The organism is Nostoc sp., assembly GCF_041747015.1.
GTDB lineage: Bacteria > Cyanobacteriota > Cyanobacteriia > Cyanobacteriales > Nostocaceae > Nostoc.
Map to the genome: position 1 here is coordinate 1 of NZ_JBGTFY010000144.1, position 16,746 is coordinate 16,746.

At 42.3% G+C, this 16,746-nt stretch carries 15 protein-coding genes; 2 read left to right on the plus strand and 13 right to left on the minus strand.

Features of this window, described 5'->3' with window-relative positions; all coding sequences use genetic code 11:
• The 9 genes from ACEW80_RS11155 to ACEW80_RS11195 all read right to left on the minus strand — a co-directional run.
• On the minus strand, nucleotides 1-234 hold a 234-nt coding region (locus ACEW80_RS11155), incomplete at its 3' end, for a nucleoside deaminase (RefSeq protein ID WP_373526637.1).
• Nucleotides 235-320: 86 nt separating this feature from the next.
• Complete coding sequence (locus ACEW80_RS11160; protein ID WP_373526638.1) at nucleotides 321-560, minus strand: type II toxin-antitoxin system HicA family toxin; 240 nt, start codon at nucleotides 558-560, stop codon at nucleotides 321-323.
• Nucleotides 560-784: a type II toxin-antitoxin system HicB family antitoxin gene (locus ACEW80_RS11165; RefSeq protein WP_373526639.1), complete on the minus strand. Its 225-nt coding sequence runs from the start codon at nucleotides 782-784 to the stop codon at nucleotides 560-562. The genes ACEW80_RS11160 and ACEW80_RS11165 overlap by 1 nt, the downstream gene beginning before the upstream one ends.
• 187 nt (nucleotides 785-971) lie before the next feature.
• Nucleotides 972-3,437 (minus strand): ATP-dependent DNA helicase RecG, encoded by a 2,466-nt coding sequence (recG, locus tag ACEW80_RS11170; protein ID WP_373526640.1) that lies wholly within the window; start codon nucleotides 3,435-3,437, stop codon nucleotides 972-974.
• 87 nt (nucleotides 3,438-3,524) lie between these two features.
• Nucleotides 3,525-4,382 (minus strand): hypothetical protein, encoded by an 858-nt coding sequence (locus ACEW80_RS11175; protein ID WP_373526641.1) that lies wholly within the window; start codon nucleotides 4,380-4,382, stop codon nucleotides 3,525-3,527.
• Nucleotides 4,383-4,629: 247 nt separating this feature from the next.
• On the minus strand, nucleotides 4,630-5,574 hold the full coding sequence (tsf, locus tag ACEW80_RS11180) for a translation elongation factor Ts (RefSeq protein WP_373526642.1): 945 nt from the start codon (nucleotides 5,572-5,574) through the stop codon (nucleotides 4,630-4,632).
• A gap of 217 nt (nucleotides 5,575-5,791) precedes the next feature.
• Nucleotides 5,792-6,586: a 30S ribosomal protein S2 gene (rpsB, locus tag ACEW80_RS11185; RefSeq protein ID WP_373526643.1), complete on the minus strand. Its 795-nt coding sequence runs from the start codon at nucleotides 6,584-6,586 to the stop codon at nucleotides 5,792-5,794.
• Nucleotides 6,587-6,789: 203 nt separating this feature from the next.
• Complete coding sequence (locus ACEW80_RS11190; protein WP_373526644.1) at nucleotides 6,790-7,845, minus strand: hypothetical protein; 1,056 nt, start codon at nucleotides 7,843-7,845, stop codon at nucleotides 6,790-6,792.
• 100 nt (nucleotides 7,846-7,945) lie between these two features.
• Nucleotides 7,946-9,208 (minus strand): hypothetical protein, encoded by a 1,263-nt coding sequence (locus ACEW80_RS11195; RefSeq protein WP_373526645.1) that lies wholly within the window; start codon nucleotides 9,206-9,208, stop codon nucleotides 7,946-7,948.
• A gap of 560 nt (nucleotides 9,209-9,768) precedes the next feature.
• On the opposite strand from ACEW80_RS11195, the gene ACEW80_RS11200 reads away from it, so the two are divergent.
• Nucleotides 9,769-11,697 (plus strand): alpha-amylase family glycosyl hydrolase, encoded by a 1,929-nt coding sequence (locus tag ACEW80_RS11200; protein WP_373526646.1) that lies wholly within the window; start codon nucleotides 9,769-9,771, stop codon nucleotides 11,695-11,697.
• Here the strand turns inward: ACEW80_RS11200 and ACEW80_RS11205 are convergent.
• From ACEW80_RS11205 to alaS, 4 genes are all read right to left on the minus strand, one after another.
• The gene (locus ACEW80_RS11205; protein WP_373526647.1) at nucleotides 11,694-12,065 is read right to left on the minus strand and encodes a type II toxin-antitoxin system VapC family toxin; all 372 of its coding nucleotides are present in this window, start codon (nucleotides 12,063-12,065) and stop codon (nucleotides 11,694-11,696) included. The genes ACEW80_RS11200 and ACEW80_RS11205 overlap by 4 nt on opposite strands.
• A complete protein-coding gene (locus ACEW80_RS11210; protein WP_373526648.1) occupies nucleotides 12,062-12,301 on the minus strand; it encodes a type II toxin-antitoxin system Phd/YefM family antitoxin in 240 nt (79 codons plus the stop codon). Before ACEW80_RS11210 ends, ACEW80_RS11205 begins: the two co-directional genes overlap by 4 nt.
• 100 nt (nucleotides 12,302-12,401) lie before the next feature.
• Nucleotides 12,402-13,292, minus strand: a complete 891-nt coding sequence (locus ACEW80_RS11215) for a restriction endonuclease (RefSeq protein WP_373526649.1) — start codon at nucleotides 13,290-13,292, stop codon at nucleotides 12,402-12,404.
• A gap of 103 nt (nucleotides 13,293-13,395) precedes the next feature.
• On the minus strand, nucleotides 13,396-16,038 hold the full coding sequence (gene alaS / locus ACEW80_RS11220; RefSeq protein WP_373526650.1) for an alanine--tRNA ligase: 2,643 nt from the start codon (nucleotides 16,036-16,038) through the stop codon (nucleotides 13,396-13,398).
• A gap of 239 nt (nucleotides 16,039-16,277) precedes the next feature.
• On the opposite strand from alaS, the gene ACEW80_RS11225 reads away from it, so the two are divergent.
• Nucleotides 16,278-16,478, plus strand: coding sequence for a heavy-metal-associated domain-containing protein (locus tag ACEW80_RS11225; protein WP_373526651.1), 201 nt, complete (start codon nucleotides 16,278-16,280; stop codon nucleotides 16,476-16,478).
• The last annotated feature ends 268 nt before the right edge of the window (nucleotides 16,479-16,746 follow it).

A 16,746-nucleotide genomic window follows, 5' to 3' on the forward strand; every position in this document is an offset into this window, starting at 1 on the left:
GTAACATGGCATTAAAGTTGAATAGAGTATTGTACCTCTGTAGCTGCCAACTCTCCCAGCATTGCGGAGACAATCAATTTCGGCATGGGTAACAGGATCGCCATCTTGCACACGTTTATTGTGTCCTCTGCCGAGAATCTTACCATCCTTGACGAGAACCGAACCAATAGGAATTCCACCTTCTTGTCTGCCTTCTTTTGCTTCTTGAATTGCAACTTCCATAAACTGATCCATGTTAATTCTCCTTTTATGCCAAGATAAATCAAGCACAGTCCAAAACTTTAAAGTTCTATGTCACGTCTCTAAATTGGGTTCTTTGCTCAACTTTGCTCATAAGCTGTTAAGAACTCTTCCCGCGAGATACTTACTTGAGTGCAAATTGCTCTTAATGTCCCTGATTTTACTTGAGATTGGTTAGGCATTACCAATGGCGTCTGTGATCCATCTTCATTCTCTCGCGCCATAACTATATGTTCACGTTCTCGAACAATCCGAAATCCTAACAACTCAAATGCTTTAATAACTCTCTTCTTCGGAGCATCGACAGGAAACTTAGGCATTAAATAGCCACCTCTGCCTCTGTAAGAAAGGCTTCTATTACTGGTGATTCATCTTCGAGCATTTCTTTGCCAAATATCCCAATGTAGCAGCGAATAGCTGACTTGACATCGGCTAAGGCTTCTTCATAGGTGTCACCTTGACCAACTATTGCCCCTTTAATGCCAAGAGGATAGGCAACATAACCGTCAGAATGTTTTTCTACAATAATTTTGATTTGTTTCATTACTAGAGCGTTTAGCAAGGTAGATTTTAGGTGATTTTGATGGAGCCTACAATATATTCAATCGTAATAAACTTATGGCGTAGGCGTAGCCCGTCGTAGACATCGCAGTTATTAAACCCTCATCTTGGCTAACGACTTGTATTAGAGATTATTATCACGTTGTCACGACGAAATAACTCAGAATATATTATGTTAAAATCGCCCCGCCCATTAACCGCTCATACCGATACTTCAATTCTTCTTTCATCAAATACCAGCGCTCTAAACTTGCATCCATCTCGATAATTTTCTCTGCTGCTTGCCGCGCTAAAAGTAAAACTTCTTCATCCTCAACTAAACTCGCTAAGGTAAAATCTGGCACTCCCGATTGCCGAGTCCCCAGTACTTGCCCTGGCCCACGAAAACGCATATCCATCTCGGAGATAAAAAAGCCATCCTGAGACTGTTCCAACACCTTCAGCCGTTGTTGAGCATCAGGACTTCTGGAACTGCTCATCAACAAACAGTAGGACTGAGCCGAGCCACGACCAACACGCCCCCGCAGTTGATGCAGTTGCGACAAGCCAAATCGCTCCGCATTTTCAATGAGCATTACTGTGGCATTAGGTACGTCTACACCAACCTCAACAACAGTAGTAGAAACTAGTACCTGTGTTTGGTTATCCCGAAATTTGGTAATCGCTTCATCCTTATCGGCTGAACTCAAGCGACCGTGGAGCAGCCCCACTTGAAAGTCGGGAAAAACGCTTTCCTGTAGCTTTTGATGCTCCTCTACAGCCGATCGCAAATCCAGTTTTTCTGATTCTTCTACTAAGGGCAAAACCACATAAACTTGTCTTCCTTGGACAATTTCTCGGCGAATGAGGTCGTAAGCATGGGTGCGTTGCTGACCTGATAGCACTGTTGTTTGAATCTTTTGCCGTCCTGGCGGTAACTCATCAATTTGGCTCACATCCAAATCCCCATGTATCGTTAGTGCTAAGGTTCGGGGAATCGGGGTAGCTGTCATCGTTAATACATGGGGTTGCTCACCTTTTTGCTGTAAACGCGCCCGTTGTTCTACCCCAAAACGATGCTGTTCATCAATCACTACTAACCCCAGTTGCCGAAAATTTACGGGGTCTTGAATCAAGGCGTGAGTTCCGACTAACAGAGGTAATTCACCAGTTTCCAACTGAGAATGTATTTGTCTTCTTTTAGCAACTTTAGTGGAACCAGTCAGTAATTCCACTGGTAAATGCAATAAATTAAACCAACTAACTAACTTGCGATAATGTTGTTCTGCCAAAACTTCTGTAGGAGCCATTAGCGCCGCTTGATAGCCGGATTGAATTGCTGCGAGAATAGCTAGCACGGCGACGACCGTTTTACCAGAACCAACATCGCCTTGCACCAAACGATTCATTGGCACAGGTTTCTGGAGGTCGTTGAGAATGTCGTTGAGGACTCGTTGCTGTGCACCAGTAAGTTGAAAAGGCAGTATTTCGTGGAATTTCTCCACGAGTTGACCTCGTGGGACAAGGATGGCGCTGGTTTGAATCGCCCTTGCTTGCTGCTGACGTTGTAGTAAACCAAGTTGTAGGTAGAAAAATTCATCAAAGACTAGACGACGACGGGCGACTTGCAGAGCCGCACTATCAGTAGGAAAATGGATATTAGCGATCGCATCTTTCAATTCCATCAAACCATACTTGTCTCGCAAACCACTTGGCAGAGGGTCTTTCATCTGAGCCGCAGCAGGTAAAACCGCAATTACCGCTTGTCGCACTGTATTCGCCACCACTCCCTCAGTCAGTCCATAAATTGGCACCACCCGCCCAATATTCAGCGACTCAATCGAATCTCCTGGATTTCCCAAAACCTCTAATTCGGGATTATCCAGTGTCAAGCCGTATTTACTTTCTTTCACCAACCCACACGCCGCCAGAATACTACCCACTGGATAACGGCGTTTTAAACTTTCTTGCCAAGCGCGACTGCTAAAGCGCGTACCTGCATAAAAACGACCAATTTTGATTTGACCACTGTTATCTTTGACAACCAGTTCTAAAATTGATAATTTCTGATTTTTGGGGCTAGTAAAGCAGTTGCAACGCTTCACTGTAGCTACTATTGTCACTGTCTCACCCGCCTGTAACTCGCGGATATTTACCTGACGCGCATAATCAATGTGGTCACGGGGATAGTAAAAAAGCAAGTCGCGGACGGTGTGTAAACCAAGCCGTGCCAAATTATCAGCTTTTTTGCCGCCTATTTCTGGTAAATCACTGAGCTTTTGCTCAATTTTCGGTGCAAGCCTGCGACTTACCTCAGCAACAATTAGAGATTTTGGATTTTGGATTTTTTTTCCCTGCTCCCCTGCTCCCCCGCTCCCCTGCTCCCCCTGCTCTAGTTGATAGAGATACCTGTGAGTCTCTGCTACTAAGTGTTGTCTTTCTTCCAGTGCCAGATGTGGATAACTAGCAAATTGCACTGCTAGCCCTTGCCAACGGCGGCGTTCAGTTTGGGGCAAGCCTGTTGGGAATTTGCCCAAAGTCAGGCTAAGGAATTCACTGAAGCGGTATTGTCTGCCTACCAAGTCTGTAAAGCCATGTTCAGCCTCTATTGCTAAGGCTTTATGTAATCGTATCCAATCTGGTTTTTCATTAGTCATTGGTTATTGGGCATGGGGCATTGGGCATTGGGCATTGGGCATGGGGCATTAGTTATTCACAAATGACAAATGACTAATGACAAATGACTAATCTTCAAACCAACTAGCACGCCACGCAGCTTCAGCTTCAGCAATTTCCCTTTCCCGATGTTTTTTTTGATACTCTCGCCCTAGCTTATTCAGATGAACTAAGATACTACGGATCTGCCTGCGTTCACAGGAGAGTGTCGCATCAGCAAATTCAATTTCCCCTAGCCGCAGGTTAATGGCCATAATGTGTGTCAGTCCAGAATCTTCTGACTGCTGCTCATTTTCAATTTCAATTACTAAGTTTAATAAGTTGGGTGGCCCTGGCATTACTTCGGCAGATGCTTCTGATGCAGCCGCAGCCGCTGCTGCTAAAATCGGTTCCGGTAATTGTTTGGGTAATATCCTAGCTTTTTGTAATAAAAGATTAGCATCATGGGAAAGTTTTTTCAGTATCTCTTGCGTGACCTCCTCTAAGTTATGTTGCCATTTCGCCAGTTCTATAGGACTAGAGGTGTCGGGGGTAAGAGGCTCAGGGGTAGATGTGCCAATGTTCACAGGAGATGAGAAGGATGTTACTTCCTCATCTTCCCTATCTCCCTCATCTTCTCCATCTGTTTCATCTCCCCCTGTTTCCTCACTTTTAATATAAGTGAGCAATTGCTCGGCTGCCAGTTGACCCAACTTGCGGATGGCTTGTTGCAATTGTTGGCGCTGATTCAATGATAAATGTAGAAAATTTTCGGGATAGCCCTGGGTACAGAGGTGGTAACTTGCCAGAATCAACTGTTTTCGCATAGCTAGCCCTAAGATGGTTAGATAACTACCATAAGCGCTTTGCAGTTCTACCGCGATCGCCTCTATCGATTCCTTCAGTGCTGCAATATCCTGTTCAATTCGCTCAATTGCTCTTGCCATATCTTCTCGTTCTTGCCCATGTGAACTATTTTATAGTACAAAAATACTGTTTATTTGAGGATAACTTTCCAGAGGATTTTAGATTTTAAATTAAAGCCGCAATTTCGCATCTTCTATTAAATAAAATACAGGCCACGCTATTTGCTTGACCTGTTTGGTAAAGAGTCATTAGTCATTAGTCCTACCCTGCGGGAAGCCGCTGGCGCGTCTATGTCCTTGGTAAAGACTAATGACTAATGACTAAATATTACTTGGCTCCCATTTGAGCAGCAACTTCTTCAGCAAAGTTACTTTCTTGCTTTTCAATGCCTTCGCCCAGTACATACCGAACAAAGCGAGTCACTTGAATGTCTTCGTCTAATTGAGCCTTTACTTGCTTCAAGAGGTCTTCCACGGAAATACTTTGATCGCGAATGTAAGGCTGATCTAGCAAAGTCAATTCTTTTAGGCGTTTTTCAATCCGTCCCTGAACAATCTTTTCTTTGATGTTATCTGGCTTATTTGCCAAATCATCCTTGCCCATTTCAATTTCCTTTTCTTTTTGGGCAATTTCGGTAGGGATTTGGTCTACGCTCACGTACTCGACATTTGGGCAAGCTGCAACTTGCATAGCAGTGTTACGTGCCAAGCTTTGGAACTCTTGATTAGTAGCCACAGACTCAGTTTGAGAACTCAGTTCTACCAATACACCAACTCGACCGCCAGTGTGAATGTAGCTGTCTACTATACCTTGTGTGCCTTCTAATAAGGGAAAGTTGACAAAGCGACGGACTTGGATGTTTTCACCGAGCGTGGCAATAGTTTGCTTGATGAATTCTTCGACAATTACGCCTTCATTATCAATATATGGTTGAGCCAACAAAGACTCTACACTGTCAGCAGTTGCCGCTTGCTTTGCGAGGTTCTTAACTAAAGCTTTAAAAGCCTCGTTACGAGCAACAAAGTCGGTTTGGCAGTTGACTTCTATGAGTACACCCACCCGACCACCTGGCTGAATGTAAGTGTCTACTAGACCTTCTGCCGCAATGCGATCACTTTTTTTTCCCGCCGAAGCGATACCCTTTTTCCGTAGCCAGTCTACGGCTTCTTCTATGTTGCCATCAGTCTCTTTCAGCGCCTTTTTGCAGTCCATCATGCCGGCACCAGTTTTTTGGCGTAGCTCTTGGACGAGTTTTGCAGATATTTCCGCCATGTTGCCTCAATTCCTAACTTGACCTTGAGTTGTAATCGCTCACGGGTGTTGAGTATTTCTATATTACTCAGGGCTGGGGGAGAAAAAATAATGAAGTTATGAGGGATGAGTTTTTTCGCCTCCACTTTAGCCTCCGAGTTGCCGTAGTCTAAAGTGGTTTGCTACTACTCTGCGAGCAACCGTCTTCCCTGGGACACTTGCTTCACCCCTACTTTACTTATTCCTCTGGTTCCTCATCGGGAATTACGGCGTCAGTATATTCGCTTTCTTCGTAGTCTTCGTCATACTCACCGCCTTCGTAATCTTCGTCATACTCTTCACCATCGAGCTGACCGTGACGACCTTCATAAATGGCATCCGCCAATTTTCCGACTATCAGCTTAATTGACCTGATAGCATCGTCGTTTGCTGGGATAGGGATATCTACTACATCTGGGTCACAGTTTGTATCCAGCATAGACACAATGGGAATACTCAGTTTTTGGCATTCTTGAACTGCGTTATATTCCCGCCGTTGGTCTACAATTACCACGATATCGGGTACTTTTCGCATTGTTTTAATGCCGCCTAAGTATTTCTGAAGCTTCGTCATTTCCCGACGCAGCATTGATGCTTCTTTTTTCGGTAATAAATCTAGTGCGCCAGTTTCTTCGCGTCGTTCTAAATCTTTCAGGCGGTCTACCCGTGTTTTGATGGTCGCCCAGTTGGTCAACATTCCGCCCAACCAACGTTGGTTAATGTAGTGGGAACCACAACGGCTAGCTTCTTGGGCAATAATTCCAGCTGCTTGCCGTTTTGTACCGACAAAAAGAAATTTCTTCCCTTGCTCAGAGTGCGATCGCATATAGTTATAAGCATTATCCATCAACTGGGCGGTTTGCACCAAGTCGATGATATGTACACCATTGCGGGAAGTGTAAATGTAAGGAGACATTTTTGGGTTCCAACGCCGGGTCTGATGCCCAAAGTGAACCCCTGACTCCATCATTTGAGCCAATGAAACGACTGGCATATATTTCTAACTCCTATTCGGGTTAAACCTCCATCTAAGTGCATTTCCCACCTGGGAAACACCCGAATTCTTAGATGTGCGAGATTATAGTTAACTACACTAGGTTAGCATATCTTAGAAGAGTTAGGGGCATTGGGCATTGGGCATTGGTAAGAAACCTTTCTTGTCTCCCTACTCCCTACTCCCTACTCCCCATTCTCTTTCTAAGTAAACTCTATAGTCTCAACAAACTCTAAAATATTATCCTTAATGTCTTCGGCTTCTTCTTCAACTGAATCGGGAGTTTCACCGTTTAAAAAGCTGTGTTGACTGCTAACTATATACAAAAACTCACCACTGATAAATGTGAGCAGCCCTCGGTAAGCATCTAATCTAATAGCAGTTCCATTATTTTCTTGCTTAGAAATCGTCGAACCTTGGGGCATATCGACTAACACATAGTAAGCTCCTGACAAAATGTCTTCCAGATATTCGCTATACTCCACAGAAGCATCTGGGACATTGGCAAAAATTGCTTGGGGTATATACTTCTCTACTAAAATTGTTTGTAAATATTTTTCTTGTCCAACAGACTTCAATTCTTCTGACTGTTCCAAGGGGAAAGGATAGTAATCGATTCTCAACAAAGTACCGACGTCATCGGAAAAACCAACGACTCCTTCTTGACTTTGAATTTTACCACCCTGCTGGGGATCAACTGGAATCGCTACTGTAAAATTACCTAAGGGGGAGTCATAGGTTTGTTGAGTATAATCTTCTATGACTACTGTTTCATCTTCGTCATCTTCGTCGTCTTCATATTCTTCTTCTGCTTCTTTAAAGGCTGCAATTACCTCTTTGATGATTTCCTCTGCTTCTTCATCCTCAAGTTCCAAGGCTGTTTGTAGCTTTTTGAGGTAGGCTTGTTTTTGTTTAGGGATGGCGAGTTCATCGTCTAAAAGCACTATCACCCCAGCAGCAAAACCATCGAGTACTAATTCATCTGAGAGAGATACTTTGGCAGCATTAAACAAAGGTCCAATTCCCTCGTCTTCTGCAATGCCCATAAGTCTATCGACTATTTCTGTAATTTCATCTTCTGAGTATTCCTCGAATACCTCGAATTCCCAGAGGATACCCGCTAAACTTTCTGCATCTACATCTTCAATCGATGAATCAGCGATCGCGGTGACAACTGCTACCGCCGCTACCGCTTCCTCTGGACTTAGTGATTCTTCTGATGTCTTGGGTGAGTTAAAAATCTTGTCGTGTTTGGTCATAATTGCTACCTAAATTAATTGCTTTATAGTAATAACAGATTGAAAGTGACAATGTGTAACAAAATCTTGTTTAAAGCTAATTTCCAGTACTAATTAAGCCTTACTGTAATCGGGTTGCACAAACTCCTGACTCTCCATCCTGATTTGAGACATATAGAAAGCGATCGGCGATGTCTTCGTAAAAACTTGAATTGAACCAGTAACCTTGGTGTCCTTGATCTCCCCAAGATGCCTGATATTTCATTTCAACATTATCTAGGTTTTCATAGTAATCCAAATGACCGCTGATTGGGTCTTTCAGATGGTAGTAATTGACCCAACGGACTTGATCGAGTTTGTATACTACAGGGTTATTAGCCAGGTATTGACTTTGCAGTGAAAATTCTGATTTCACCCGGAAAGAGTTGAGGTGTTCTAAAATCCGCTGTCTAATATACTGTCCTTCCTGTGCTACCTCTCGGAAGAAAAAGGCGATTTTGTCTAGTGGTGAACCGAAGGTAATTAGCCCTTTAATCTTATTTAGCAACAGACTTGTATTGTGATCGTGAGCAAAACTTGCATCAATACACAGAAGGTTTAATGTGTCATAGGCAATACAACTGCCGAGAGAATGTCCAGCTAGTATTACTTGGTCGTAATTTGCCCCTTTATCTTTGAGAATCGCCTTTAGCAATGTTACAGATTCTGTGAGTATTTGCTGGCGAATTTTTCTGTAGGGTGACTTTTGATCAGTGATGCTGTAGATGGCGATATCACCAATGAAATTAACCAAGGGTGGAGTTATAAGTTGTTTACTTAGCTTCCAGGCTGATTGCAAAAAACGACCTCTAAGAAATGGGCCTAAAAATAACAGAATTAACCAAATTATTGTTCGCAATACTGGATATATCAAGTTAAATATCCGCAGCAATATTGTAAGCGATCGCAGACGGTATTTAAAAACCTTTTTCCGATTACTGTTAAACAAAAGTGCATCTAATAAGGCTTTATTTTCCTGACGATTGTAAAACTTGATTGTGCCATCAAGGGTCTGCTCCGCCCATTGCAATATCTCAGGTACACTGATTTTATTTTCTGTGTTAGCTGCCCAGTAAAACTCATGAACATCAATTACCCAGTCTTGATCATTGTCAGTTGAATTCAATCTGACAAAGCTTTCCGTCCAAACAGAGCCAGTTGATAGTCTGCCTTTAGCAATTAGGTGTTCTAGCTTGAAAGATAAATTTTGCTTATCGAAGTATTTTAAAAAGTTTTGGGTGAAAAAGTCCACAGTTTCAAAAGGGTTTTGTTGGCCGATGCCGTGGATAAACATAAATGCTGTGCGACCTTTAAGCAATCTTACACTCTTATCTTGTTCTGTCATACATAATTACCATTTTTATAAAAATACTTTGGCTTGAATAGTTCTAATGATCTAGCCACTGCTACTCAATGATTATTTTTCGCGCACAACTCTATAGCTTGACATCCAGTGGTAACAAAAGGAGTTTGTTAACTCAAATTTATATATTTTTTGATTACTTATTATTTACTTTCTTTAAAAATCTTAAAGATAAATACACATTCTTTAAAACAAATAATTTCACTCAATTATGTTATGAAGTTCGATAAGCCTCTCGCAGAATGTGTCTAATCTACTCAAACACAAGCTAGGCTCAGTATTTCCCACAGGTTGCTTTGACTAAATATTGATATTGTAAATTTTTGTTAGAAAGCAATTACCGTCAATAACTGCTGTATTCCTTTGTTTTTATCCTCTAGCAGAGGAATTACATCTATCGGTAGAATTATAAACTAGCTAGCGATAGATACCTACACCGTAGGCAGGATGTCATAATTCCGATGTTTGTAGTTACACACAATACTCGAAACGCTGTACTGTTGAATCTACAAACCTGAATTTCGTGAAATTTTGAGTTTTTTATGGTAACAACCCCTCCATCCCAGTTTTCACCAGATCAATATAAAGTTGATTCTGCACAAGAAAAAGTAGAAGCTCTTATAGAAACACCACCATCAGATACGGAGGTTGACCTAGAGTTCCTTTACACTAGAGATATTGAATTTCGTCAGGAAACCATTTACTTTCTTGTAGTAGATCGCTTTTATGATGGCGATCCAGACAACAGCGAAGGTGCAAACTCAGAACTGTACGATCCTAGTAGGCAAGATTGGGGTAAGTACTGGGGTGGAGACTTGCAAGGTGTCATTGACAAGTTGGACTACCTCAAAAACATGGGAGTCACAGCCCTTTGGCTAACTCCGCTGTTCGAGCAGGTTGAAGAATTATTTGTTGGTAATGCTGCGCTACATGGCTATTGGACAAAAGATTTTAAGCGGCTTAATCCTCGATACATTGCTGACGAAGACAACCCTTCTTTAAACGCTACTCAAGAAGAAAAAAATACGACCTTTGATCGGTTAATTGCTGAACTGCACAAGCGCAATATGAAGCTGGTGCTGGATATTGTCTGCAACCATAGCAGCCCTGATACCAGTGGTAGCAAAGGTGAATTATTTGATGATGGCGTTAAAATTGCTGACTTCAACGATGATGTCAATCATTGGTATCACCACTATGGCGAAGTGCAGAACTGGGAAGACGATTGGCAAGTACAGAACTGTGAACTATGTGGTCTAGCAACTTTCAATGAAAACAATACGGAATATCGGGAGTATATCAAGTCAGCAATTAAACAATGGCTAGACAGAGGTGTAGATGCACTGCGGGTGGATACTGTCAAGCATATGCCTATCTGGTTTTGGCAAGAATTCACCGGCGACATGACCAATCACAAACCAGATGTATTTATTTTTGGTGAATGGATTTACAGTAATCCTAGTGACGATCTCTCGGTGGAATTTGTTAACCACTCAGGTATGACACTTCTAGACTTTGGGTTGTGCGTGGCAATTCGAGCCGCACTAGCGCAAGGTTCAGAAAACGGATTCCAAACAATTCAATACATCTTTGACCAAGATTATCGCTACAAGGGGGCAACAGAGTTAGTCACCTTCATCGATAACCATGATATGTGCCGCTTTCAATCGCTAAATCCCGATCCAGCGATGCTGAAGGTTGCGATCGCCCTAATTATGACATCTCGCGGCATTCCCTGTATATATTATGGTACAGAGCAATATCTACACGATGACAGCGATGGCGGTAATGACCCGTACAATCGCCCAATGATGGAAAGTTGGGATACTGAGAGTGAGATTTATCGTTGCATCAGGCTATTGTCTGGATTACGGCGACTGAATCCAGCCGTATCAATGGGTAGTCACTGGCAAAAATACTTAACACCCGACGTTTATTGTTATTTGCGCCGCTATCGTGACTCACTGTGTTTTGTAGCTTTAAACCGGGGAGCAGAAGTTACTTTACCAGAAGTAGAAACAGAATTGCCCGATGGCGAACATACCTGTGTGGTGACTCGCAACAAGTATCAGGTAAAAGACGGCAAGATTTATAACTTCGTAGTAGAAGAACGGGGAGTGTTTGTTTTCAGCCACGTTGGCGAACGGATAAAAGGACAGACAATTGTGCGCGTCCAACTCACTGGCGTCCATACCCAACCCGGTGAAATCATTGTGGTGACAGGAGATTGCCCAGAGTTGGGTAACTGGGATATCAGCAAAGCATATCCTTTAGAGTACATCAACTCAAATACGTGGTCTGCTGAGATTCCCTTTGATGAAAGTGCTGGTAAGCTAATTGCTTATAAATATGCCATGTGGCGGGAGGGGCGATCGCCTTTGCGCGAAAATTTGGTAAATCGCCGTTGGGTGATTGCGAAAGAAGGTACTGTAAAATGGCGTGATACCTGGGCATCGGGAAGAGAATCTTAGAGTTTCCCATAAATTGCATTCAAAATGCAGAAATTCAGTCTAATACGCTCTATAAAGAGATTAGGCTGAATTTTTTCGTATTCGGTTTCTGTGGTGGGTAGAGCGAGCCGTAGACTATCACCCTTAATAAAAGCTAGATCAAGATTTGCAATTTGATGGCGATCGCGTTGTTTGGTAAGATAAATTTCGGGAGATGCTGGTAGTGGCAATTTCCCTAATTGATATTTGACAATGGACTCCCATATTGAAACTACACTCAGATATACTTCATTGTCTGAATTGCGAATAGCATCTCGAACATCTGTTAAAAGGCGATTGTCACTACTAATAAACCACAAGAAAATATGAGTGTCTAGAAGAATTTTCATCTGCCCTCAAATGCATTTAAAATCTCTTCGGGCAAAGGTGCATCAAAATCATCAGGTAGTATAAATTCTCCAGCACATAAACCAAATGGGCGTTGCTGTTTGCTGGTGGGTGTAACTGGTTTTAATTCAGCAATTAGCTTATCTGCTTGGACAATAACAAAGCTTTCACCTGCCGCAACTTGATTAAGGTATTTCAAAGGATCTCGTTGGATATCGTCAATTGTGACTTTTTGCATCTGAGTATTTCGGCGTAGTGGTATGGGGATATTACGTTGTCTGACTCTATTTTAGGGCGATATATGAAGATAAGCACAGTTAACGAATTAGCTGACTCTTTCAAGATTGAAATTCTTTGAAAAAGTGAATATCTACATCAAATGTTTTGCGAGGTATTAACCCTAGTTCTAAATTCTCAAACATATCAAGTAGTTTCTCTCCATGAACTAGTTCAAGGGGTGATGCACCATCTCGTACAGCTTCCTTTTGAGCATCTGGTGTAAAAGTACCCGTTGTTATGATAATTCCTTTATCAGCCCTACCCATCATTGCGCCACGAAAATCTCTGACTTGTGGAGAGGATACAGAACCGACGTATCTTTTACACTGAAAAAGTACTTTGAAGCTTAAAAATGGATTTACTTGTAATATTCCATGACCGTCAATACCGCCATCCCCTGAACGTCCTGTGACAGTAACTTTTTCAAAGCCTGACTCTCTCAATAGCCGCTGACACAAGCGTTCAAATCCCGCTGGGGGAAGCGATATCAAAGTTTCAAGCAGCTTTTTACGATATGATGAATCATCAATGACTGTAGTATTATTTGGAGCAATATTTTCTTCAAGTATTTCATCATCCTGAGATAATTCTTCCGTAGAATCTCTACCACCTTGAGATTCGGACTGAACTTTCTTATAAAGAAATAAAGCATCATTGAGTGATAGAAGCTTAATAGCCCTACCTTGATCGTTAAGACTCCAAACACCACGCTTTGAGGAGTCCATTAAAGCAGCTTTGACTAGGTAAAATCTAGCCCATGCGACTTGATTATCAAAACGGGGAGCGCCACCCTTAAGCAACTCTGTTCTTTCTTCCTCAGATACATTTAATCGTTTTGCAATAAAATCTCTTACCTCAGAAGGACGACCAGAACCACCTAATTCTTTAAGTGCTTCTATTAGTGGTGAAAAGAATCGAACAAATTTCGGACTATTCGTTGCAAGTTTCACAATTGGAAATAAATCAAAGGTAGGTTAAACTCTTATCTAACCCACCCTAACCTAGAAATTCATAAACTACTAAAAACAGGCAAAATGCTTGCTATACAATAAATTAACCCAGCGCGGATTTTAACTCACTTTCCGCTTGTGCTAATGCCTCTGGCAATTTACTTGCATCTCTACCGCCGGCTTGGGCTAAGTTTGGTCTTCCACCGCCGCCGCCACCGCAGATTTTAGCGATCGCACCTACAAATTTACCAGCTTGCAAACCTTTTTTGTTCACTTCAGGACTAAAAGCTGCAACTATACTAACTTTCCCCTCTTCAGGAACAGAACCCAGTACCACCGCACCATTACCTAGTTTTTGCAGCAAACGTTCGGCTGCACTTTTCAAAGATTCTGGATCAACACCTTCTAATTGAGCGACAATAATTTTATAATCGCCTACAGATTCGGCTGTTTGTAGTAAGCTATCAGATTTTGCGATCGCTAACTGTGCCTTTAAGGTTTCTAATTCTTTCTGACTATTTCTAAGTTCGCTTTGCAGACTTGTAATTCTGTCTGGTAATTCTTCTGGTTTAACTTTAAAGCGATCGCTCAAATCTTTAACTACTTTATCTCGAAGGTTGAGATAATCTAATATTGCTGGCCCCGAAACAGCTTCAATCCGCCGCACCCCAGAAGCCACACCAGCTTCCGAGATAATCTTAAATATGCCAATTTCAGCAGTATTACTGACGTGAGTCCCACCGCACAGTTCCATTGACACGCTAGGGAAGTCAATCACCCGCACTTCTTCTCCGTATTTTTCCCCAAACATGGCAACAGCACCTCTAGCTTTCGCCTCTGCTAAAGGTAATACTTCTACCTTTGCAGTATGTGCTTCAGCAATCCAAGTGTTCACCTGTTCCTCAATTTGTTGGACTTCCTCGGCTGTCAACGCACGGGGACAGTTAAAGTCAAAGCGCAATCGATCAAAGGAAACCAGAGAACCAGCTTGAGATATGCCATCATCAACAATTTTTTTCAACGCTGCTTGCAGTAGGTGCGTTGCGGTATGGTTCGCTTGGGCGCGACGACGACAAGCCGGATCAATTTGGGCGGTGACGGTATCACCTACGCGGAGTGTCCCGCGTTCGATGCGTCCGAAGTGAACGAAAAAATCAGATTCTTTTTTAACATCTTCCACCCGAACTAAAATACCATCACCAGAAATATAACCGCGATCGCCGATTTGTCCCCCAGATTCAGCATAAAATGGCGTTTGGTCGAGGACAATTTGCACCTCTGTTCCGGCTTCTACTTGCTCTTGAGAAACACCATTCACTAGTAAAACTTCAATTTTCGCCGTTGTTGCTGTTTGGGTATAACCGATAAACTCTGTGACTTGGATATGTTCTGCAAGTTTGTCTAGAGAACCTTGCACAGTTAAATCGATGGTTTCGTGTGCTGCTTTGGCACGTTCCACCTGCTTCTGCATTTCAGCATCAAATCCCACCTCATCGACTGTGAGATTATTTTCCTCGGCGATTTCTTGAGTAAGTTCAAGAGGAAAACCGTAGGTGTCATAAAGGGTAAAGGCACTTTCACCGCTAATTTGAGCGTTCCCTTGCTGTTTCACCTCTTCGATGATTTCTTCTAAGAGTTTTTCGCCTCGATCCAAAGTTCTGAGAAAATTAGATTCTTCCCGTTCCAACTCAGCTTTAATTGCTGCTTCCCGTTGGCGCACATTGGGGTAAGCTGATTCGGAAAGAGCGATCGCACTTTCGGCAACTTGGGTAGTAAACTCGCCAGAAATCCCAATTAATCGCCCATGACGCACCACCCGCCGAATTAATCGCCGCAGCACATAACCCCGTCCCACGTTGGAGGCACGAATTTCATCGGCGATCATGTGGACGACAGAACGAACATGATCACCAATGACTTTTAGGGAGATTTTGGTTTTCTCATCGCTGCTGTGATATTCAATCCCAGCAATTTGGGCTGCTGTTTGGATAATTGGAAAAATTAAGTCAGTTTCGTAGTTGTTCGGCACTTTTTGGAGGATTTGCGCCATTCTCTCCAAACCCATCCCAGTGTCAATATTCTTGTTTTGCAGTGGCGTTAAATTGCCTGAAACATCCCGGTTATATTGCATGAAGACGAGGTTATAGAACTCAATAAACCGGGAATCGTCTTCTAAATCTATATTTTCGTCGCCGCGTTCTGGGTGGAAGTCGTAATATATTTCTGAACAAGGGCCACAAGGGCCAGTCGGCCCCAATGCCCAAAAGTTATCATCTGCGCCCAAGCGCTTAATTCTCGCTACCGACACCCCGATTTGATCGCGCCAAATCTCAAAGGCTTGATCATCATCTTCAAAAACGCTGACGACGAGGTTGTTTGGGGAAAAACCAAAGACTTGTGTGGAAATTTCCCAACCCCAAGCGATCGCTTGTTCTTTAAAATAATCACCAAAGCTGAAGTTACCCAGCATTTCAAAGAACGTTTGATGGCGTTTGGTGCGTCCAACATTTTCGATATCGTTGGTGCGAATACACTTTTGGGAAGTGGTAGCCCGTTTAAATTCTGGTGTGCGTTGCCCCAAGAATATCGGCTTAAATGGTAACATCCCCGCGATCGTCAGCAGCACGGTTGGATCTTCTGGCACGAGGGATGCACTTGGAAGAATTTGGTGTCCTCGTTGGGCAAAAAAGTCGAGAAATATGTTGCGAATTTCGTTACCGCTTAGATACTGGGGATTTGAAGACATGGCTGTTTAACTTTCTTTTAACTTTTGACTTCTGCCTACCTGCACTAGGTGTATTTCCATTAGCAGCTTTACATATTATTTTTGCATTTTGTTTCATATTAATACTAGCCAACTGTGTCAGTCGGTGAGTTATATGGAATCATTATGATGTTATTACTTTAGTAGGATGGCCAATGGTATTTTGATGGTTAAGATTAATACTTAATAAGTAGTTGAAAATTTCCATACTGAGGTAACAAATGGCACTAAAAATGAAAGTCTCAAATATTTCTTGTGAGGGATGTGCACAAATAATTACCGAGTCTATCCACGTTATGGAACCTGACGCTAAGGTGGATGTTGATGTTAACGCCAAAACTGTCACGGTTGAAGCCGCAGCTTCTGAGGAGTCAATCAAACAGGTAATCGTTGCCGCTGGTTACACTATTGAAGGTTATTAATCCGATTTTAGCTTTTCACAAAAATTTAGATTTTAATAACTTAGGCTACGCTAACAAAGTTTCTTCTATTATTTCCGCCCCTAGAAAAGGCGGAAACTAACCTACATTAGGGGTAGGTTTTGACATAGAGTTTTTTAGTTAATTTTGTTTTCTATATTTAGAATATTGCCGCAATTTAAAATAAATATGTCGATTAAGTAAAGAAACACAGAAAAGCGTGAGTAGAGACATTTTGTTTATCATATAAACACATATCTAGGGTTATCCA

Bases quoted from the DNA above. Each gene is read 5' to 3' on its own strand.
- ACEW80_RS11175 (WP_373526641.1), bottom strand. From the start codon at position 4,382: ATGGCAAGAGCAATTGAGCGAATTGAACAGGATATTGCAGCACTGAAG.
- recG (WP_373526640.1), bottom strand. From the start codon at position 3,437: ATGACTAATGAAAAACCAGATTGGATACGATTACATAAAGCCTTAGCA.
- alaS (WP_373526650.1), bottom strand. From the start codon at position 16,038: ATGTCTTCAAATCCCCAGTATCTAAGCGGTAACGAAATTCGCAACATA.
- ACEW80_RS11205 (WP_373526647.1), bottom strand. From the start codon at position 12,065: ATGAAAATTCTTCTAGACACTCATATTTTCTTGTGGTTTATTAGTAGT.
- rpsB (WP_373526643.1), bottom strand. From the start codon at position 6,586: ATGCCAGTCGTTTCATTGGCTCAAATGATGGAGTCAGGGGTTCACTTT.
- tsf (WP_373526642.1), bottom strand. From the start codon at position 5,574: ATGGCGGAAATATCTGCAAAACTCGTCCAAGAGCTACGCCAAAAAACT.
- ACEW80_RS11195 (WP_373526645.1), bottom strand. From the start codon at position 9,208: ATGACAGAACAAGATAAGAGTGTAAGATTGCTTAAAGGTCGCACAGCA.
- ACEW80_RS11165 (WP_373526639.1), bottom strand. From the start codon at position 784: ATGAAACAAATCAAAATTATTGTAGAAAAACATTCTGACGGTTATGTT.
- ACEW80_RS11200 (WP_373526646.1), top strand. From the start codon at position 9,769: ATGGTAACAACCCCTCCATCCCAGTTTTCACCAGATCAATATAAAGTT.
- ACEW80_RS11160 (WP_373526638.1), bottom strand. From the start codon at position 560: ATGCCTAAGTTTCCTGTCGATGCTCCGAAGAAGAGAGTTATTAAAGCA.
- ACEW80_RS11210 (WP_373526648.1), bottom strand. From the start codon at position 12,301: ATGCAAAAAGTCACAATTGACGATATCCAACGAGATCCTTTGAAATAC.
- ACEW80_RS11190 (WP_373526644.1), bottom strand. From the start codon at position 7,845: ATGACCAAACACGACAAGATTTTTAACTCACCCAAGACATCAGAAGAA.
- ACEW80_RS11225 (WP_373526651.1), top strand. From the start codon at position 16,278: ATGGCACTAAAAATGAAAGTCTCAAATATTTCTTGTGAGGGATGTGCA.